The sequence below is a fragment of the Streptomyces sp. NPDC088766 genome (genome assembly GCF_044750845.1).
GTDB lineage: Bacteria > Actinomycetota > Actinomycetes > Streptomycetales > Streptomycetaceae > Streptomyces.
In genome coordinates this window covers 93858-111955 of the sequence record NZ_JBIVKQ010000011.1, presented here as the reverse complement: position 1 = coordinate 111955, position 18098 = coordinate 93858, and the positions used below count along the sequence as shown (strand labels likewise).

Here is an 18098-nt window from a genome sequence, read left to right as displayed (position 1 = left end):
ACGCTAGGCCGCGGGGCCCGCGCCGGGCCGCCCGCGGCGCCGGACGTCAGCGTTTCGTCATGGGTCGCGCGCCCGTTCGCCGGGGTGCGCGGGCCTACGGTCGGGGCATGCGAGACGATCCACGGCTTCCCTCCGCGCCCGGCTTCTGGCGCAGCCCCCTGCGCGGCCCCTGGTTCACCTCGGTGCTGGGCCTCGTCCTCCTGGCCGGCATCACCGTGCTGTTCGTGACGGGCCTGCTGTCGTACGCCGCCTACAACCCGGATCTGGCGCCGGTCAACGACAAGACCCCGGACAAGGGGATCCTCGGCTTCTACCTCTTCGCCTGGCCGACGAACCCGCACTGGCTGTACCGGCTGAACCAGGGCGTCCACGTCACCCTCGGCATCACCCTGATCCCGGTGCTGCTGGCCAAACTGTGGTCCGTGGTCCCGAAGCTGTTCGCGCTGCCGCCGGCCCGCTCGCTCGCGCACGCGCTGGAGCGGATCTCCCTGCTGCTCCTGGTCGGGGGAGCGCTCTTCGAGTTCGTGACCGGCGTGCTCAACGTCCAGCTGGACTACGTCTTCCCGGGCTCCTTCTACCCGCTGCACTTCTACGGCGCGTGGGTGTTCTTCGCCGCGTTCGCCGCCCACGCCGCCCTGAGGACCCCGGCGGCCCTACGGAACCTGCGCGGACCCCGGAACGATCGGGAACCGCGGCCCGCGGCGGAGCCGGCCTGCGGGACCGACCCGCTGGTCTCCCCGCGGCCCGGCACCCCGACCGTCTCCCGGCGCGGCGCCCTGGGGTTCGTGGGCGGCGGCGCACTGCTGCTGTTCGCGACGACGGCCGGTCAGACCACCGACGGCCCGCTGCGACGCACCGCCCTCCTCGCGCCGCACGGCGGACCGGACCCCGGCACCGGACCGAACGGCTTCCAGATCAACAAGACGGCCCGGTACGCGGGCATCCGCCCGTCGGAGACGAGCCCGCACACGTGGCGGCTCGTGGTCACCGGACGCACGGGCACCGTCCGCCTCACCCGCACCGACCTCCTGCGCCTCCCGCTGCACAGCGCGGCCCTGCCCATCGCCTGCGTCGAGGGCTGGTCGACGTCCGACCAGTGGTGGCGCGGCGTGCGGCTGCGGGACCTCGCGGCGCTCGTCGGACACGAGGACGATCCGCCGGACGTGTTCGTCGAGTCCCTCCAGCTCCGCGGCGCCTTCCGGCACGCCGCCCTGCGCGCCGGCCAGGTGGCCGACCCGCGCTCCCTGCTCGCCCTGTACGTCAACGGCGAGGAACTCTCCCCCGACCACGGTCACCCGGCACGCGTCGTCGTGCCCGCCGCACCCGGTGTGCTCAACACCAAGTGGGTGGCCCGACTGACGTTCGGAGACCTGTGACGAGGCCGGCGCGACGACGGATTCCCCTCGGCAGCCCTCTGCAACTCCTGCTGCTCGCCTGCTCGTTCGCGCTGGCCGGTTACGCGGGCGTACGGCTGCTCGCCGGCGACCGGTTCGGCGTGCTCCTGTGGTTCGCGGGGGCCGCGGTCCTGCACGACCTGGTGCTGCTGCCCCTGTACGCGACGGCCGACCGGGCCCTGGTCCGGGGGCTGCGCACGGCCGGCCGCGGCGAGTGGACCGGGTACGTCCGTGTCCCGGCCGCCCTGTCCGGACTGCTCCTGCTGGTGTGGTTCCCGCTGATCAGCGGGACGGTGGCCGGGCGTTACCGCTCGGCCACCGGGCTCCCCGCGGACGGGTTCGCGGCCCGCTGGCTGCTGATCACCGCCGTGCTCTTCGGCACCTCGGCGCTGCTGCTGGCGCTGCGGCTGCGCAGGGCGACGAAGCAACGCCCGCCCGCCGCCCACTGATCGGCGGCACTCCAGCCCGCCCGGTCCGCGTACCGGGACAGGGCCGGGGTGCCGAGCCGCGCCCACGGGAACGGACTGCCGCTTTCCGCGTGGGCCTCGGTGACGTCGACGACCCGCACCTCGGCGCGTTCGTCGACGTCCACCGGCAGGGTCTCGGCGATCAGCAGGCCGCCGGGGGAGAGGAGCCGGGCCGCCCGGTCCAGCAGAGCACGCGGATCACCGCCGATGCCGACGTTGCCGTCCATCAGCAGGACGGTGCCCCAGCGGCCCTCGCCGGGCAGCGGCTCGAAGACGGAGCGCCGCAACGCCTGCCCGCCGAGCCGGACGGTGTGCTCCACGGCCGCCTCGCTCACGTCGACACCGAGGACCGTACGGCCGCGGGCGGCGAGTTCCGCCACCAGGCGCCCGGGCCCGCAGCCGACGTCGAGCACGGCGCCCTCGCACCGGTCCAGCACCTCCAGATCGACCCGGTCGGCCCGCGCGCACCAGCGCTCCACCTCCAGCGGCAGCAGCCGGCCGTCGGCGCGGCGCAGGAACAGCGGACCGCGACCGGCCCGCAGAGCGGTGGAGTACGGGTCGGCCGCGGCCCAGGGGACGGCGCCGGCCTGCCGGGTCCTCATCGGTGCGCCGCCGCGCAGCGGGCCAGCCGGGCCGCGAACCGGCCGTGCGGGGCCAGCGCGGCGACGGCACGGGCGTCCCGGGCGTCGTCCACGTCCCGCAGGCGCGGCAGATCGCGCACCCGCAGCCCGGCGGCGACGAGCCGCTCGCGCTGGACGGCCCCGGTGGACGGCGTCGACATGGGCACGCCCCGCAGCAGCGCGGGGTCCGGCTCGGCGAGTCCCAGCGCCCAGAAACCGCCGTCCTCGGCGGGCCCGAAGTACGCGTCGCAGCCCGCGAAGTCCACCGTCAGCAGGTTCGGCGTCACCTGCGGGGTGTCCATGCCGATCAGCAGCGCGGGCCCCTCGCAGCAGGCGAAGGCCTCCGCCAGCCGTTCGTCCAGACCCCCCGCGCACTGCGGCACGACGTCGAAGCCGGGCGGCAGCCACGGTCCGGGCGCGCCGTCCAGCACGAGGAGCCGCCGGACGGCCGGGGCGGCGGCGACGGCCGCCAGGGTGTCCGCGAGGGCGGCCGCCGCGAGAGCCGCCGCCTCCCACGGCGCGAAAGGAGGGGTGAGCCGGGTCTTCACCCGGCCGGGCAGCGGCTCCTTCGCGATGACGAGGAGCGTGGTCACCGGTGTCGGTGCGGTCACCGGGTCCGGCCGGATCACCGCGGGATCCCCTCGCGGGCGGGGACGTCGTTCAGGACGCGGCTCATGTCCCGTACCGCCTGCCAGGTGCCGCGCCAGGTTCCGGTGACCTTCGAGGCGCCGGTACGGGGCAGGTAGGGGACGTCGTGCTCGGTGATCCGCCAGCCCGCGTCGGCCGCCCGCACCACCATCTCCAGCGGGTAGCCGCTGCGCCGGTCGGTGAGGCCGAGGCCGAGCAGCGCCTCGCGGCGGCCGGCCCGCAGCGGGCCCAGGTCGTGCAGGCGCAGACCGGTGCGGCGGCGCAGCAGCCGGGCCAGGGCGAGATTGCCGGCCCGGGCGTGCGCGGGCCAGCTGCCCCGGCCGTGCGGCCGCCTCCGGCCGAGCACCAGGTCGGCCCCGCCCGCGCGCACCTCCCGGACGAACGGCTCCAGCAGGGACGGGTCGAGCGAGGCGTCGCAGTCGCAGAAGCACACCACCTCGGCGGTGGCGGCGGTCAGCCCGGCGTGGCAGGCCGCGCCGAAGCCCCGGCGCGGCTCGTGGACGACGGTCGCGCCGAGCCGCCGGGCGATCTCTGCCGAACCGTCGGTGGAGCCGTTGTCCACGACGAGCGCGCGCCAGCCGGCCGGGATCCTGGCCAGCACCCAGGGCAGGGCCCCGGCCTCGTCGAGACAGGGCAGGACGACATCGACGCCGCCCGGAGGCGGTGGGGAAAGGGTCACGGCGTTCACCCTACGAACGCGAACCGGGCGAACCGGACTTCGGCTCCTTACGAAACGCGGACGTCGACGCCGTGCGGACCCCTGCGGCCCCCACCGGCGACCCGGTGGTGCGAGGCTGGAGGCATGCAGCCGCCGTTCGAGTCCCCGCAGGCGGGAACCACCGCCGGGCCCGCGCCGGGCGCCACCGCCCGCATCCTGGTCGTCGACGACGACCCCACGGTCGCGGAGGTCGTCACCGGCTACCTCGACCGCGCCGGCTACACCGTCGACCGGGCCGACGACGGCCCCGCCGCCCTGGCCCGCGCCGCCGCCCACCGGCCCGACCTGGTGGTGCTGGACCTCATGCTGCCCGGCATGGACGGCCTGGAGGTCTGCCGCAGGCTGCGCGGCCACGGACCCGTCCCCGTCATCATGCTCACCGCCCGGGGCGACGAGGACGACCGCATACTCGGCCTGGAGGTGGGCGCCGACGACTACGTCACCAAACCCTTCAGCCCGCGCGAACTCGTCCTGCGGGTGGAGTCCGTGCTGCGCCGCGCCCGGCCAGCCACCGCCGCGCCCCCGCTGGACGCGGCCGGCCTGACGGTCGACCCCACCGCCCGCCGCGCCACCAAGAACGGCACCGAACTCGCGCTCACCCTGAGGGAGTTCGACCTCCTCGCCTTTCTCCTGCGGCACCCGGGACGGGCGTTCGGCCGCGAGGACCTGATGCGTGAGGTGTGGGGCTGGGACTTCGGCGACCTGTCCACCGTCACCGTCCACGTCCGCAGGCTGCGCGGCAAGGTCGAGGACGACCCGGCCCGTCCGCGTCTGATCCGGACCGTGTGGGGCGTGGGCTACCGCTTCGACCCCCGCGGCCAGGAGGCCGGCTGACCATGCGCGACACCCTCCTCATCGCCCTGTACGCCTTCGCCGGTGCCGCCGTCACCGGCATCGCCGGAGCGGTCGCGCTGCGTCTGATCCGACGTCGCTCGCTCACCGCCTCCCTCGCCGTGGTCGCCGCCGTCGGAGTGGTCGCGATGCTCGCGGGCACCCTCGCCGTCGCCCGGGCGATGTTCCTGTCCCCGCACGACCTCACCGTGGTGACCACCGTCGTGGCGATGGCCGCCGTGGTCTCCCTGGCGACCGCGCTGCTCCTGGGCCGCTGGGTCGTCGCCCGCAGCCGCGCACTCACCGTCGCCGCCCGCTCCTTCGGCGACGGCGGCGCCTTCACCGTCCCCGCGGGCCCGACGACCGCCGAACTGGACTCGTTGAGCCGCGAGTTGGCGTCGACCAGTGCCCGGCTCGCCGAATCCCGCGACCGCGAGCGCGCCCTGGAGACCTCCCGGCGCGAACTGGTCGCCTGGATCTCCCACGACCTGCGCACCCCGCTCGCCGGCCTGCGCGCCATGTCGGAGGCGCTGGAGGACGGGGTCGCCGCCGACCCCGGCCGCTATCTGCGGCAGATCCGCACCGAGGTCGAACGCCTCAACGACATGGTCGGCGACCTCTTCCAACTCTCCCGCATCCACGCCGGAACCCTCCCGCTCACCCCCGCCCGCATGTCCCTGTACGACCTCGTCGGCGACGCCCTCGCCGGCGCCGACCCCCTCGCCCGCGAGCACGGCGTCCGCCTCGTCGGCCACCCCGTCGAGGCGGTGCCGGTCGAGGTCGACGGCAAGGAGATGAGCCGCGTCCTGGGAAACCTCCTGGTCAACGCGATCCGGCGGACCCCCGCCGACGGCACGGTCGCGGTGAGCGCCGAGAGCTGCCCGCACGGGGTCGTGGTGTCCGTGACCGACGGCTGCGGCGGCATCCCCGAGGAGGACCTGCCGCGCGTCTTCGACACCGGCTGGCGCGGCACCCACGCGCGCACCCCGCCGGCCGGAGCGGGTCTGGGCCTGGCCATCGTGCGGGGCATCGTGGAGGCCCACCGGGGGCGCGCCACCGTCCGCAACATCCCGGGCGGCTGCCGCTTCGAGGTGACCCTGCCCACGGCGCCGTAGCCTGCCCGCCCCGGCCTGCCCGCCCGGCCGGGCTCAGGCCTCGCGCAGCCCGGCCCGCGCGAACTCCCGCATCCCCTCCGCGAAGCCGACCTCGGGCTGCCAGCCGAGACCGGCCCGCAGCCGGGCGGAGTCCGCGGTGATGTGCCGCACGTCGCCCAGCCGGTACTCGCCGGTGACCACGGGCTCGGGGCCGCCGTACGCGGCGGCCAGCGCACGGGCCGTCTCGCCCACCGTGCGCGGCTCGCCGCTGCCGGTGTTGTACGCCGTGAGCAGGCCGGCCGGGCCCCGCGCCTCCAGGGCGGCCAGGTTGGCCGCGGCCACGTCCCGCACGTGCACGAAGTCCCGCCGCTGCCGGCCGTCCTCGAAGACGCGCGGGGCCTCGCCCCGGGCGAGCGCGGAACGGAAGAAGGAGGCCACGCCGGCGTACGGCGTGTCGCGGGGCATCCGCGGTCCGTACACGTTGTGGTAGCGCAGCGAGACCGCCGAACCGCCGGTGGCCCGCGCCCACGCGGCGGCCAGGTGCTCCTGCGCGAGCTTGGTCGTCGCGTACACGTTGCGCGGGTCGGGGGGAGCGTCCTCGCCGACCAGCCCGGGGGACAGGCTCTTCCCGCACGCCGGACACGGCGGCTCGAACCGGCCCGCGTCCAGGTCGGCGACGGCCCGCGGCCCCGGCCGCACGACACCGTGCCGCGCGCACGCGTAGCGCCCCTCGCCGTACACGACCATCGACCCGGCCAGCACGAGGTGCCGTACGCCCGCTTCGGCCATGGCGGCGAGCAGCACCGCCGTCCCCAGATCGTTGCGGGAGACGTACTCCGCCGCGTCGGCGACCCCGTTGCCGAGTCCGACCATCGCCGCCTGATGGCAGACTGCGTCGACACCGGCGAGCGCGGCGGCCACGGCCGCCGGATCGCGGACGTCCGCCGCCGGATCCTCCCGCACGTCGAACACGAGCGGCTCGTGCCCGCGCGCCCGCAGGGCGTCCACGACATGGGACCCGATGAACCCGGCACCGCCGGTGACCAGTACACGCATACGCCCACGCTAGGACCGCCGTCCCGCCGCACACCGTGACCCGCCCGGCACGTCACCACTCCGTAAGACGGGGACGGGCCGGACACCCCGTCGCCGCCACACCGCACGCGGCGGCCGGCCACCGGTCACCCGTGTCGGCAACGCTGCGGCTCACTAAACCTGGCGCGCCCGGCGCGCCGTGCTCTTGCGCCCGTCGGGCCACAGGCGCGGCTTCCGCTTCGCCGCGATGTCCTCGATCCAGCCGGTCGCCAGGATCATCGCCCCGATGAGGGGCCAGACCAGGACGAACATCCACAGCATGTACGTGGAGTCGAGGAATCCCGTGGCACCGTCGCTCTCCATGAAGGGCAGTCCGTACAGCGTGTCGATGACCGGGACGGTGGCCATGATCAGCATGTTGTGCCACAGGTAGATCGTGACGGCCCGGTTGTTGGACAGGGTGATCAGCCGGTCCCAGCGGGCCAGCCCGCGCGGGAGTTCCTGCCACGAGGGCGAGTACTGGAGCAGGATCACCACGAACCCGAAGGACCAGGTCGCCTGGGCCAGCGGGATGTCGTTGAGGTCCCAGCCGTCCGGTCCCAGGTGCCCCGAGGCCCACCACAGGCCGAAGGCCATGACGAGTGCGGAGCAGGAGACCGCGGCATAGCGCGGGATCCGCGCGAGCAGCCCGTCCTGGTGGGCGAAGCCCAGCACCCAGCAGCTGCCGTACACCGCGAAGTCGCTGACCGCGTTGCCGGTCTCGCCGGGTATGGACACGACCCCCGTGCCCACCACCGCCGTCAGCGCCAGCGGCGCGAGCAGCGTGACCCAGGGCGCCCTGCGGAACGCCCGGAGCAGCAGCGGCGAGGCGAGCACGAACCACAGGTAGGCCCGCAGATACCACAGCACACCGGCCGCCTGCACCGCCCAGGTGTTCTCCAGCACGCCGGACCGGGAGCCGATGCTCCAGGGGAACGGCGGCGCACCGAGCGGGACGACGTAGTTGAGCAGTTCGACGACGCCCAGGGCGCCCCCGTGGTCGGGGTCCTCCAGCGGGTTCCAGCCCCCGGCGAACAGCAGGGTCAGCACGGCCGCGCCGAACACCCACAGCGGCGGCAGGAGCCGCCGGACCCGGCCCCGGATCACGCCCGGCGCGGGACGTTTCAGCGAACGTGCCATCAGCGAGCCCGCCAGGGCGAACATGACGCCCATGGACGGGAACAGCACGGTCAGCCAGGCCCAGCCGAACAGGTGGTAGACGACCACGCGGACCAGGGCGATCGTGCGCAGCAGGTCGAGGTAGCGGTCACGGCCCGGCTTCTTCGCGGCGGCCGTGGCCTCGGCCACGGGTGCCGCGGACGGTTCCGGGAAGGCGCTCGTGATCCGCTGCCGGGGGACGCCGAACGCCGGTGTCCGCTCGGCACCCGCGGCCGTCCCGGTCGAGTGGTCCTGGGTCATGCGACAGGCCTCCGGTCGTTGGTGTCACCGGTGTGCTGCGGCACCGGGCCGCCCGGCGCCTCGACGACACCGGTGCGGCGCAGCTTCTGCCAGCGCAGCCGGCCGCCGGTGAGGGCGGTGATCCAGGACTGGAGCAGCACGACGTACATCAGCTGGCGGTAGAGGATCTGCTGGAGGGGCAGCGAGATCAGGTGGGTCATGCGTTCGCGGTCGAGCCGGAAGGCGTAGGCCGCGCACACGGCCTGGACGGCGAGCACGCCCAGCCAGGCCACGATGGTCTTCTGCGTGGGCCCGAAGACCACCCCGTAGAGGAGGAAGACGTCGATGAGCGGCGCCAGCAGCGGGGCCACGACCATGAAGAGCGAGACGAACGGCAGCCCGACCCGGCCGAAGCGGCCGGACACACCGCGCTCGACGACCGCCCGGCGGTGCTTCCAGATCGCCTGCATGGTGCCGTACGACCAGCGGTAGCGCTGGGACCACAGTTGCTGGACCGACTCCGGGGCCTCGGTCCAGGCGCGGGCCTTCTCGGCGTACACCACCTTCCAGCCGTCGCGGTGCAGCGCCATGGTGATGTCGGTGTCCTCGGCGAGGGTGTCGTCGCTCATGCCGCCGACCCGCTCCAGGGCGGTGCGGCGGAACGCGCCGACCGCGCCGGGGATGGTCGGCATGCAGCCCAGGACGTCGTACATGCGGCGGTCGAGGTTGAAGCCCATGACGTACTCGATGTGCTGCCAGGCACCGATCAGCGAGTCCCGGTTGCCGACCTTGGCGTTGCCGGCGACGGCGCCGACGCGCGGGTCGGCGAAGGGCTGCACCAGCTCGCGGACGGTGGAGGGCTCGAAGACGGTGTCGCCGTCCATCATCACGATGAGGTCGTGCCGGGCGCTCGCGATGCCCCGGTTGAGGGCGGCGGGTTTGCCGGCGTTCGGCTGGCGGACGACGCGTACGCCGGGCAGGCCCAGGTCCTCCACGATGCGGGCGGTGCCGTCGGAGGAGCCGTCGTCGACGACGAGCACCTCGATGGGGTGCTCACCGGCCATCAGCGAGCGGACCGTGTTCTCGATGCACTTGGCCTCGTTGTACGCCGGGACCAGCACCGACACCGGTTCGGTGACCGGCGGGCCCCAGCTGAACCCGGGCCTCCGCACTCTGCGGGAGTGCAGGGCGGACAACAACAGCATCAGCACGAACCGGCTGATGACCAGGACACCGATCGCCGCGAGGCCGACCATCAGCACACCGGTGATGTTCTCGGCGGCCCCGACCAGGAAGATCCAGGCCTTGCCCTTCCACAGGTCGAGGCCGGTGACCTCGGTGTGCGCGCTGGGCGCGCCGAGGGCGTCGGTGAGGTTGTCGAACTCGTAGCCCCGGGACTGCAGGTCGGGCAGGAACCGGTCCAGTGCCTCGACGGTCTGGTGGCGGTCGCCGCCGGAGTCGTGCATCAGGACGATCGCGCCCTCGCCGCCCTCGGGCGTGGCGCGCCGGATGATCTCCTCGACGCCGGGCTTCTTCCAGTCCTCGCTGTCGGTGTCGTTGACGACGCTGAGGTAGCCGCGCGAGCCGATGTACTCGGTGACCGGCCAGGACTTGTCGTCCATCGCGTCGGCGAAGGACGAGTACGGCGGCCGGAACAGCGAGGTGCGGATACCCGCGGCGCCGGTCAGGGCGAGCTGGTTCTGCGACAGCTCCCAGTCGATACGTTTCTTCGACTGGAAGGACAGGTCGGGGTGGTTGAAGGTGTGCAGGCCCACCTCGTGGCCCTCGTCGACCATCCGCCGGACCAGTTCGGGGTAGCGGGAGGCCATGGTGCCGGTGACGAAGAAGACCGCGTGCGCGTGGTGCTTCTTCAGCACGTCCAGCACCTTCGGCGTCCACTCCGGGTCGGGGCCGTCGTCGAAGGTCAGGACCAGGCGGTGGTCGGGCACCCCCCGACTGGCGGTGCGGCCGCCGCGGGTGTCGATGACCGGGCCGCCGTCCAGGATCTCGTCGGGCACCCTGTCGGTGGACGCCTCGGGCCGGATGCGGTGGTCGGCCAGGATCTCGCTGTGCACGTAACCGCGCAGCATCAGCATCGCCATCATGGCCACCAGGACGACGGTGGGCAGCATCAGGCGCATCGGGACGCGGCGGCGTCGGACGGCGCCGTCACGGGCCGCGGTGGCGGTCCGGCGACGGCGGGCGGGAAATGCCATCGGAAGGTGTGCTCCAGGGACGGGAGGGAGAGCGGACTGCGCGGCGGGAGGGAGAGCGGACTGCGCGGCGGGTGGGTTCAGGAGGCGGACGACAGTGCGCTCGCGTCGCCGGTGCCCGTGCCCCCGCCGGTGCCGTCGTCGGCGGTCGGTGAGGGGTCGCCGCCGCTGTCGGACTGGCTCGCCTCGGGAGCGGGCGCCGACGGGGAGGCGGACGCGGCCGGGGTGGTGGGGCTGGAGGCGGTCGCCGTGGCGGCGGGCTTTTGGGTCGTCGTCCCGGTGGACGCCTCGGGCGGCGCGGACACCGTCGGCCGACCGGGGCCGGTGCTCGCGCCGGGCGCCTCGGTGGCGCCGGCCGTGGCCGCGGTCGACGCGGAGGAGCCCGACGGGCCCGCGCTCGGCGCGGCGCCGGCCGAGCCCGAGGGGCTCGCCGTGGCCGAGGGCCCGGAGGAGGTCTCGACCTGTTCGGCGGGTGTGTCGCCGGCCTGCCCCGGCAAGGGCAGCCACGGTGCGCTGGAGTTGCCGGAGACGAGGGTGGCCACGATGACGAGGGCGTACACGGAGCAGGCGATGCCGACGGCCGTGCCCACCCTGCGCAGCCGACGGCTGCGGCGGCCCGACTCGTCGACGAAGACGGGCTTTCCGGCGCCGTCCTGGGACTCGGGTCCGCCTTCGAAGGACACCGGGTCGATGTTCGCGAGGTGAACCGTCAGTTCGTGCGGGTCGTCGACGGCCCCGGCCGGGCCGGCGTTCGTGGAGTCCGGGAAGAGCGCGGCACCGGCGGGCAGGGTGGCCGTCGCCTCGGTGCGCGCGGACCCGGGTGCGTCCTCGGCCTCCCAGAAGCTCCGGGCTCGCGCCTTCCTCGTCTGCATACCGGTGCCGCGCCCGCCGAACACGGAGTCGTCGGTCGCGGATGCACCGCTCGCCTTTTGCGGTTGGGTGTCATCCAGCCAATTTTCCACTTGCCCACCCCCACGGGACTGCTGCGGGGAGGCATGGAGGATCCCCGCGCACGCCGGCCGAACCAGGATGCAACCTGGTCCGATCGCCCCCGATAGTTGATTCTTTGATCAGCGACTATAGTCCACGTGAGAAAAGCGTGAGGCTTGTGGAGTAAGTGTGAAGGAAGTGCTCTTCCGGGCGTGACCGAAAACGATCCTCGCACGCCGAACCCCGTGGAAACGGGCCGATCTCACGGACTGGGACGGGGTTCACAGGTGGCGCACAAGTGACTGTTCGGTAGTTCCGTTCGTAAGCCGCTTACGGGACATGAGTCCATCGGTGCGCGCACCTCGGCCACGGTCGGCCCGCTCGGCCCGCGGGGTGTGACGCGGCACACGGAATCCGGGGCGCGATCTTGGAATGCGCGGGCCTGCGCCATTGCTTCACTCTCTTTGGGCCTCCTCCGTTGCGGGGGGCGCACCGGGCGACGGCGGCCGGCGCGACTGGCCACGGGAGCGGCACGACCACGGTCCCCGTCCGCTCCGCCGCATCCGGATCGCCCGCGAAAGGTGTCCCCGCTCCATGCCCTTGGCCCTGCTGTCCCTCGCTGTCGTCGCGTTCGGCATCGGCACGACCGAGTTCGCCACCATGGGGCTGCTCCCCCGGATCGCCGAAGGGATCGGCGTGTCCGTGCCCCAGGCCGGCAACCTCGTCTCCGCCTACGCGCTCGGCGTCGTCGTCGGTGCCCCCGTACTGACCGGCATCGGCGCACGCATCTCCCACAAGCGGCTCCTGCTCTGGCTGTCCGGGCTGTTCGTGGCCGGCAACCTCGCCTCCGCCCTCGCCCCCGACTTCGGCCTGCTGTTCGCCGCACGCTTCCTGGCGGGCCTGCCGCACGGCGCGCTCTTCGGCGTGGGGGCCGTCGTGGCCTCCCGGCTCGTCGCCCCGGACCGTGCGGCGCGCGCCGTCTCGAAGATGTTCCTGGGGCTCACCATCGCCAACATCGTCGGCGTACCGGCCGGCACGGCCCTCGGGCAGCAGCTGGGCTGGCGGTACGCCTACTGCGCGGTGGCCGTCATCGGACTCGTCGCCCTCGCCGCGCTGGCCGCCTTCGTCCCCCACCAGCCGCGCAGCGATCAGGCGGGCATCCGCCACGAACTGCGGGCGATGGGGAACCGGCAGGTGGCCATCGGACTGGCCACCGCCGTCGTGGGCTTCGGCGGCTTCTTCGCCGTCTACAGCTACCTCGTCCCGATGCTGACGCACCTGACGGGCCTGGCCGAGTCCTCGACCACCTGGGTCCTCGCCCTCTACGGCGCAGGAATGACCCTGGGCACGCTGATCGCGGGCCCGCTGACCGACCGCGCCCTGCGCCCCACCCTGTACGGCGGGCTCGCCGTGCTCGGCACGTCGCTCGTGGTGTTCCACTTCACGGTCCACAGCACCGTACTCGCCCTGGTGACGCTCGTCTTCATGGGTGCGATGGGCGCCCTTGTCACCACGCCGGTGCAGATGCTGCTCATGCTCAAGGCGAAGGACGCCCCGACGATGGCGGCGGCCTCCAACCACTCCGCCTTCAACCTGGCCAACGCGGGTGGCGCCTGGCTCGGCGGCCTGGCCATCTCGGCCGGCTGGGGCTGGGCCTCGCCCGCCCTGGTCGGCGCGGCCCTCGCCGCCGTGGGCCTCGGCCTCGCCTTCGCCGGCGGCCTCATGGACCGCGGCAGCGGCACTTCCGAGGTCGTCACGTCCTCGGGCGCGGGGGTGCCGACGGGGGTGGCGGCAGAGGTGACGACGGCCGGCGAAACACGCCCTTAGGGCCTCTCGCCCGGATCGGGCCGTACTTTATGGGTCCGGCCCGATCCGGACGGAAGACCCCGGTACCGCAATCACCGTCTCGCCGGAATCCGACGGCTGATCACCCGTATCACCGGCCGCTCACCGGCCGCGGCCCCGCTCCCGTCGTCCGCGACGATCGGGGCCCGGCGCGCCGGGAGCGTGCGCCTGGCGCCGCAGGGCCCACCTCCGGGCGGACGACGGGAAGGCGACGGGAAGGCGACGGCAGGGCTGGCGCCGGTGGACGGCCCGGCCCGGACTGCCGCCCGCCGTACACGTCGGCCGTCGGTCGGCCGGGGCCAGCCCCGCCCGGCGGTCCGTACCAAACCCTTGACAGACGTATTGCTCACTCCTTAAATCACACAGTGAACTAAGTGCGTCCCCCACCGCCCATGCCGCGCCGGCCAGTTGATCCCGCCCGCCCGCATTTATGTCATGTGCATGCAGTCGCTGGTCTCCGTGTCATGCTCGACGAAGGGAGAGTCATGGACTCCCCGCGTTTTCCCCGCCGCCTCCTGTGGTCCCTCGCCCCGCTCCTCGCCTTCGCGTTGCTGTCCACCGGGCTCGCGCAGGGCGCGTCGCCCGCGCCGGAGGCCGCCGCACCCGCCGTCGCCGAGGCACGGGCGGCCGCCGTCACCTTCTCCGACGAGTTCGACGGGCCCGCGGGCGCCGCCGTGGACGGCGCCAAGTGGCAGATCGAGACCGGCGACAACGTCAACAACCACGAGCGGCAGTACTACACGGCAGGCAACCGCAACGCCGCCCTGGACGGCCAGGGCCATCTGGTGATCACCGCCCGCCGCGAGAACCCCGGCGACCACCAGTGCTGGTACGGACGGTGCGAGTACACCTCCGCCCGGCTGAACACGGCAGGCCGGTTCACCACCACGTACGGCCACGTCGAGGCCCGGATGAAGATTCCGCGCGGCCAGGGCATGTGGCCCGCCTTCTGGATGCTGGGCAACGACATCGGCCAGGTCGGCTGGCCGAACTCGGGCGAGATCGACGTCATGGAGAACGTGGGCTTCGAGCCGTCCGCCGTGCACGGCACCCTGCACGGGCCCGGCTACTCGGGGTCCGGGGGCATCGGCGCCGGGTACACCCTGCCCGGCGGACAGGTCTTCGCCGACGCCTTCCACACCTTCGCCGTCGACTGGAGCCCCAACGCGATCACCTGGTCCGTCGACGGCACGGTCTACCAGCGGCGCACCCCCGCCGACCTCGGCGGCCGGCAGTGGGTCTTCGACAAGCCCTTCTTCCTCATCCTCAACCTCGCGGTCGGCGGTTACTGGCCCGGGGACCCCGACGGCAGCACGGCCTTCCCGCAGCAACTCCTGGTCGACCACGTCCGCGTCAGCACCGACACCGCCCAGCCGGGCGGCAGCGGCCCCGTCACCGGCGTCGGCGGCAAGTGCGTCGACGTGGCCGGGGCCGGCACCGCGAACGGCACGGCCGTACAGCTCCACGACTGCAACGGCACCGCCGCGCAGCGCTGGACGGTCGGCGCCGACGGCACGATCCGCGCGCTCGGCAAGTGCCTGGACGTGGCCTCCGGAGGCACGGCCGACGGCACCCTCGTGCAGCTCTGGGACTGCAACGGATCCGCCGCCCAGCAGTGGGCCGTCCCCGCCGCGCGGGACATCGTCAACCCGCAGGCCGACAAGTGCCTGGACGCGACCGGAGGCAGCTCGGCCAACGGGACCCGGCTGCAGATCTGGACCTGCACCGGAGCGGTCAACCAGAAGTGGACTGTGACTCGTTGACCAGGACGGCGGCGCCGACCACGGTGCCGGGCGGGCGGCCAGGTCCCGTACGCCCTCCGCGGAAGTCCCGCACGCCCTCCGCGCGGGTGCGGTGGGCCCCGGCGCCGCCGTCACGGGCCGTGTCGGCGCCGCCCCTGCGGTACAGGGCGTTGCCTGCGATCAGGTTCCGCCCGGAGGAGGGCGGCGGGTCGTGGCCGGGTCCGCCGCCGTGCCTACCTCCCGGGTAATCGACCGCGGCCCTCCCACGGAGCAGGATCGTGGCCGTCGAGAGCATCACCGGACGGAAGGACACCATGATGTCTGCCTACGCGATCGCCCACCTGCAGGAGGCGGCCCCGCACCGGGAGGTCGCCGAGTACATCGAGCGCATCACCGCGACCTTCGAGCCGTACGGCGGCCGCTTCCTCGTGCACGGCACACAGCACGAGGTGGTGGAGGGCGCCTGGCCCGGTCATGTCGTGGTGATCGGTTTCCCCTCGATCACCGAGGCACGGGCCTGGTGGTCCTCCGCCGCCTACCGGGAGATCGCGCCCCTGCGCGCCCGGCACATCGAGGGCGACATCGTCCTCGTCCCGGGCGTCCCCGCGGACTACGACGCGAGCCGCACGGCGAAGAGGATGCGCGAGGCGCTGCCCGCTCGCTGACGGACCTCGGGCACCCGTGCGTTCAGCTCAGCCGTTCCTCGGCCGCGGGCGGACTGAAACAGGCCGTGATCGTCTTCCCGTGCGGGCAGGGATGCGCCTCCCAGCTGTCGGCCAGGGCGTCGACCAGGAACATGCCCCGCCCTCCGACCCGGTCGGTGCTGGGCTCCCGGGGAGCGGGCAGCTCGCCCGAGTGGTCGTGGACCGCGATGTGCAGACAGCGGCTGTCCCACGCCATGACGAGCTGGGCGTTGCTGCGGGCGTGCCGATGGGCGTTCGTGACCAGCTCGGAGACCGTCAGCAGGACGGCGTCCGCGGTCTCCGGGGCCTCGGTGTTCCAGCCCAGCGAGTCGAGGTGTTCCCTCGCCCAGTCGCGGGCGGCCTTCACCGAACTGTCCATCGGCAGAGTGCGTGCCCACCCGACCGCCCGCAGCGCCGACCTGTCCATCGTGACCTCTTCCCTGGATACGCCCTGACGCAGGGGCGTGTACCCCGGTTCGACGGGGTGAGGCGTGCCCGGACCCCACGCCGGGTCGGGGCCGGGTCCCGGTCCGGGCGCGGAAGGACAAGAGGAGGGGGCGGCAACCTTTTCGCGGCGGGCGGCGACCGGGTGACGTGAAGTCGACCCGCTCTTCCGAACGGACGGACATGAAGACCAGGAGGCACGCCGCGCGGCGCCGCCCGAGCACGCGCGCACGGTGGACGACGACGGCCGCGGCGCTGGTCGCCACGGGCGCACTCGTCTGCCTGGTGGTGGCACTGCGCCCCGACGGCGACGCCGACCCGGGACGCACCGTCGCGGCACCCGCCGCCGACGCCCCGTCGGGCACCGTGACACGCCCGCCGTCCGCCCCGCCGTCCCCCTCCCCGTCCCGCCCGTCCTCCGCGTCGCCCACGATGAGCCCCGGTGCGAGCCCGTCGAAGACCCCGGCGGTGACGCCGGGGGTGACGCCGGGGGCGCGCGCGTCGGCGTCGAGCCCCGCGCGGGCGGTCGCCGCCGAGCCGCCGCCGGCGGGCCGGATCCGCCCCGGTGTCGCCTACCGCGGACTCGCCACCCACTACGACGCCGGGGACGGCGACGGCGCCTGCCTCTTCGGCCCGAGCGACGACCTCATGATCGCCGCGATGAACCACGCCGACTACGAGACGTCCAGGGCGTGCGGGGCCCACCTCCGCGTCCGTGCGGCGAACGGCGCCTCCGTCACGGTCAAGGTCACCAACGAGTGCCCGTTGCCCTGCGCACCCGGTCAACTCGACCTCAGCAAGCAGGCGTTCGCGAAGCTCGGCGCTCTCTCGGCGGGGGAGATCCCGATCACGTGGACCCTGTTGAGTCCGAGCACCTCCGACACCGTCGCGGTCCGGTACAAGACCGGTTCCACCCGGTACTGGTGCGGCATCCAGGTCGTGGACCACCGCAACCCGGTGGCCCGACTGGAGGTTCGGGACGACGGCACCTGGCACCCGCTGCCCCGCGCCGAGTTCAACTACTTCCTCTCCGAACGGGGCACCGGCTGCGGAGGCCCCCTGCGGATCACCGACATCCACGGCGAACAACTCCTGCTCGACGGCATCGCGGTGCGCCCGGACGTCCTGCAGCCGACCGGACTCCAGTTCCGGCGGCACTGAGTTCCGGCGGCACCGAGTCCCGGCATGCGCCGGCCGTCAGGCCACCCGGTCGCCGGCCGTGACCCGGTGGGCCTCCAGGCCCGGCGCGGCCAGCAGTTCGGCGACGAGTTCGGAGGACCCGCCGACGTACGTGCTCACCAGGTCCACGTCGCCGCCCAGGCACCAGGCGCGGTCATCGGGCCACCACAGGTCGGGCAGTTCGGCGAACTCGTCCAGTTCCACGGGGCTGACGGCCTCGTCGAGGGTGCCGGACAGGAGCACCTCGTCCCGGCCGGGGGTCTCGAACAAGGGGTACCGGTCGAAGTCCCAGCGGCCGTAACCGTGCCACAGGCCGAACCAGCAGGTGTCGGGGGTCCGGGTGTGCCGGGCCAGGACGGGGATCAGGGACAGGGCGAGAGCGGGCGGGGTCGGCCCTTCCGCCGGATGCTCGTCCCAGACACCGGGCAGGCCGTACTCGGAGGCGTTGCGCTGGTCGAGGTCCGCGCCGATCACCTCGTGCCAGGTGGTGTGCGGCTCCACGGCACGCCCCAGAGCGGCCGCCACCGTCGCCCACCGCACGGGCCGCTCGTCCAGCGACGCCGGATGCAGCACCCGCGCGTAGGCCGCGAACCCGGGCGCGGCGACGCCCGCCACGGTCCCGAAGTCACCGTGTCCCCAAGACCGTTCGGTGAGCCACTCGGCCGGACGCAGATCGGTGGACCGCACGTCGAGGCGTCCGTACCGCTCGGGGGCCGGTTCCCTGTGCAGCAAGAGGCGGTCGTCGGCACCGAGGGGACCCGGAAGGGCGTCGTCGTTCATCCCGCCCATCATGCACGCCGCCGGGAGGTACGTCGTAC

16 protein-coding genes are annotated in these 18098 nt (G+C 73.8%); 7 read left to right on the top strand and 9 right to left on the bottom strand.

The window, feature by feature from the left end; genetic code table 11:
* The first annotated feature begins 107 nt into the window (after positions 1-107).
* Positions 108-1376 carry a molybdopterin-dependent oxidoreductase gene (locus ACIP5W_RS17600; protein ID WP_401473617.1) on the top strand — a complete coding sequence of 423 codons (1269 nt, stop codon included), beginning with the start codon at positions 108-110 and terminating at the stop codon, positions 1374-1376.
* 322 nt (positions 1377-1698) lie between these two features.
* On the opposite strand, the gene ACIP5W_RS17595 is transcribed toward ACIP5W_RS17600, so the two are convergent.
* From ACIP5W_RS17595 to ACIP5W_RS17585, 3 genes are read right to left on the bottom strand one after another with little or no spacing between them, the layout of a single operon-like run.
* Complete coding sequence (locus tag ACIP5W_RS17595) at positions 1699-2463, bottom strand: class I SAM-dependent methyltransferase (RefSeq protein ID WP_401473614.1); 765 nt, start codon at positions 2461-2463, stop codon at positions 1699-1701.
* Positions 2460-3074, bottom strand: coding sequence for a DUF2064 domain-containing protein (locus tag ACIP5W_RS17590; RefSeq protein WP_401473964.1), 615 nt, complete (start codon positions 3072-3074; stop codon positions 2460-2462). The genes ACIP5W_RS17595 and ACIP5W_RS17590 overlap by 4 nt, the downstream gene beginning before the upstream one ends.
* Positions 3075-3106: 32 nt before the next feature.
* Positions 3107-3817 (bottom strand): glycosyltransferase family 2 protein, encoded by a 711-nt coding sequence (locus ACIP5W_RS17585; protein ID WP_401473611.1) that lies wholly within the window; start codon positions 3815-3817, stop codon positions 3107-3109.
* A gap of 114 nt (positions 3818-3931) precedes the next feature.
* Between ACIP5W_RS17585 and ACIP5W_RS17580 the strand changes: the two genes are divergently transcribed.
* Both ACIP5W_RS17580 and ACIP5W_RS17575 read left to right on the top strand, forming a co-directional pair.
* Positions 3932-4681 carry a response regulator transcription factor gene (locus ACIP5W_RS17580; RefSeq protein ID WP_401473609.1) on the top strand — a complete coding sequence of 250 codons (750 nt, stop codon included), beginning with the start codon at positions 3932-3934 and terminating at the stop codon, positions 4679-4681.
* A 2-nt stretch (positions 4682-4683) separates the two neighbouring features.
* Positions 4684-5793: a sensor histidine kinase gene (locus ACIP5W_RS17575; RefSeq protein WP_401473606.1), complete on the top strand. Its 1110-nt coding sequence runs from the start codon at positions 4684-4686 to the stop codon at positions 5791-5793.
* 33 nt (positions 5794-5826) lie between these two features.
* On the opposite strand, the gene ACIP5W_RS17570 is transcribed toward ACIP5W_RS17575, so the two are convergent.
* The 4 genes from ACIP5W_RS17570 to ACIP5W_RS17555 form a co-directional block, all read right to left on the bottom strand.
* Positions 5827-6828 carry an NAD-dependent epimerase/dehydratase family protein gene (locus ACIP5W_RS17570; RefSeq protein WP_401473603.1) on the bottom strand — a complete coding sequence of 334 codons (1002 nt, stop codon included), beginning with the start codon at positions 6826-6828 and terminating at the stop codon, positions 5827-5829.
* Positions 6829-6981: 153 nt separating this feature from the next.
* Complete coding sequence (locus tag ACIP5W_RS17565) at positions 6982-8265, bottom strand: acyltransferase (RefSeq protein WP_401473600.1); 1284 nt, start codon at positions 8263-8265, stop codon at positions 6982-6984.
* Positions 8262-10460 carry a glycosyltransferase gene (locus ACIP5W_RS17560; RefSeq protein ID WP_401473597.1) on the bottom strand — a complete coding sequence of 733 codons (2199 nt, stop codon included), beginning with the start codon at positions 10458-10460 and terminating at the stop codon, positions 8262-8264. Before ACIP5W_RS17560 ends, ACIP5W_RS17565 begins: the two co-directional genes overlap by 4 nt.
* 77 nt (positions 10461-10537) lie before the next feature.
* Positions 10538-11353: a hypothetical protein gene (locus tag ACIP5W_RS17555; RefSeq protein WP_401473594.1), complete on the bottom strand. Its 816-nt coding sequence runs from the start codon at positions 11351-11353 to the stop codon at positions 10538-10540.
* 628 nt (positions 11354-11981) lie between these two features.
* Here ACIP5W_RS17555 and ACIP5W_RS17550 point away from each other — a divergent pair.
* From ACIP5W_RS17550 to ACIP5W_RS17540, 3 genes are all read left to right on the top strand, one after another.
* Positions 11982-13214, top strand: a complete 1233-nt coding sequence (locus ACIP5W_RS17550) for an MFS transporter (RefSeq protein ID WP_401473591.1) — start codon at positions 11982-11984, stop codon at positions 13212-13214.
* A 503-nt stretch (positions 13215-13717) separates the two neighbouring features.
* Positions 13718-14995, top strand: a complete 1278-nt coding sequence (locus tag ACIP5W_RS17545; protein ID WP_401473588.1) for a ricin-type beta-trefoil lectin domain protein — start codon at positions 13718-13720, stop codon at positions 14993-14995.
* A 296-nt stretch (positions 14996-15291) separates the two neighbouring features.
* Positions 15292-15639: a DUF1330 domain-containing protein gene (locus ACIP5W_RS17540; protein WP_401473961.1), complete on the top strand. Its 348-nt coding sequence runs from the start codon at positions 15292-15294 to the stop codon at positions 15637-15639.
* A 22-nt stretch (positions 15640-15661) separates the two neighbouring features.
* On the opposite strand, the gene ACIP5W_RS17535 is transcribed toward ACIP5W_RS17540, so the two are convergent.
* On the bottom strand, positions 15662-16084 hold the full coding sequence (locus ACIP5W_RS17535; RefSeq protein ID WP_401473585.1) for an ATP-binding protein: 423 nt from the start codon (positions 16082-16084) through the stop codon (positions 15662-15664).
* Positions 16085-16284: 200 nt separating this feature from the next.
* Between ACIP5W_RS17535 and ACIP5W_RS17530 the strand changes: the two genes are divergently transcribed.
* Positions 16285-17262 carry an expansin EXLX1 family cellulose-binding protein gene (locus tag ACIP5W_RS17530; protein WP_401473582.1) on the top strand — a complete coding sequence of 326 codons (978 nt, stop codon included), beginning with the start codon at positions 16285-16287 and terminating at the stop codon, positions 17260-17262.
* A gap of 36 nt (positions 17263-17298) precedes the next feature.
* Here ACIP5W_RS17530 and ACIP5W_RS17525 read toward each other — a convergent pair whose 3' ends face one another.
* Positions 17299-18060, bottom strand: a complete 762-nt coding sequence (locus ACIP5W_RS17525) for a hypothetical protein (RefSeq protein ID WP_401473579.1) — start codon at positions 18058-18060, stop codon at positions 17299-17301.
* Positions 18061-18098: the final 38 nt, after the last annotated feature.

Bases quoted from the DNA above. Each gene is read 5' to 3' on its own strand.
- ACIP5W_RS17525 (WP_401473579.1), bottom strand. From the start codon at position 18,060: ATGAACGACGACGCCCTTCCGGGTCCCCTCGGTGCCGACGACCGCCTC.
- ACIP5W_RS17535 (WP_401473585.1), bottom strand. From the start codon at position 16,084: ATGGACAGGTCGGCGCTGCGGGCGGTCGGGTGGGCACGCACTCTGCCG.
- ACIP5W_RS17580 (WP_401473609.1), top strand. From the start codon at position 3,932: ATGCAGCCGCCGTTCGAGTCCCCGCAGGCGGGAACCACCGCCGGGCCC.
- ACIP5W_RS17540 (WP_401473961.1), top strand. From the start codon at position 15,292: ATGTCTGCCTACGCGATCGCCCACCTGCAGGAGGCGGCCCCGCACCGG.
- ACIP5W_RS17560 (WP_401473597.1), bottom strand. From the start codon at position 10,460: ATGGCATTTCCCGCCCGCCGTCGCCGGACCGCCACCGCGGCCCGTGAC.
- ACIP5W_RS17570 (WP_401473603.1), bottom strand. From the start codon at position 6,828: ATGCGTGTACTGGTCACCGGCGGTGCCGGGTTCATCGGGTCCCATGTC.
- ACIP5W_RS17550 (WP_401473591.1), top strand. From the start codon at position 11,982: ATGCCCTTGGCCCTGCTGTCCCTCGCTGTCGTCGCGTTCGGCATCGGC.
- ACIP5W_RS17600 (WP_401473617.1), top strand. From the start codon at position 108: ATGCGAGACGATCCACGGCTTCCCTCCGCGCCCGGCTTCTGGCGCAGC.
- ACIP5W_RS17595 (WP_401473614.1), bottom strand. From the start codon at position 2,463: ATGAGGACCCGGCAGGCCGGCGCCGTCCCCTGGGCCGCGGCCGACCCG.
- ACIP5W_RS17575 (WP_401473606.1), top strand. From the start codon at position 4,684: ATGCGCGACACCCTCCTCATCGCCCTGTACGCCTTCGCCGGTGCCGCC.
- ACIP5W_RS17565 (WP_401473600.1), bottom strand. From the start codon at position 8,265: ATGACCCAGGACCACTCGACCGGGACGGCCGCGGGTGCCGAGCGGACA.
- ACIP5W_RS17530 (WP_401473582.1), top strand. From the start codon at position 16,285: ATGAAGACCAGGAGGCACGCCGCGCGGCGCCGCCCGAGCACGCGCGCA.
- ACIP5W_RS17545 (WP_401473588.1), top strand. From the start codon at position 13,718: ATGGACTCCCCGCGTTTTCCCCGCCGCCTCCTGTGGTCCCTCGCCCCG.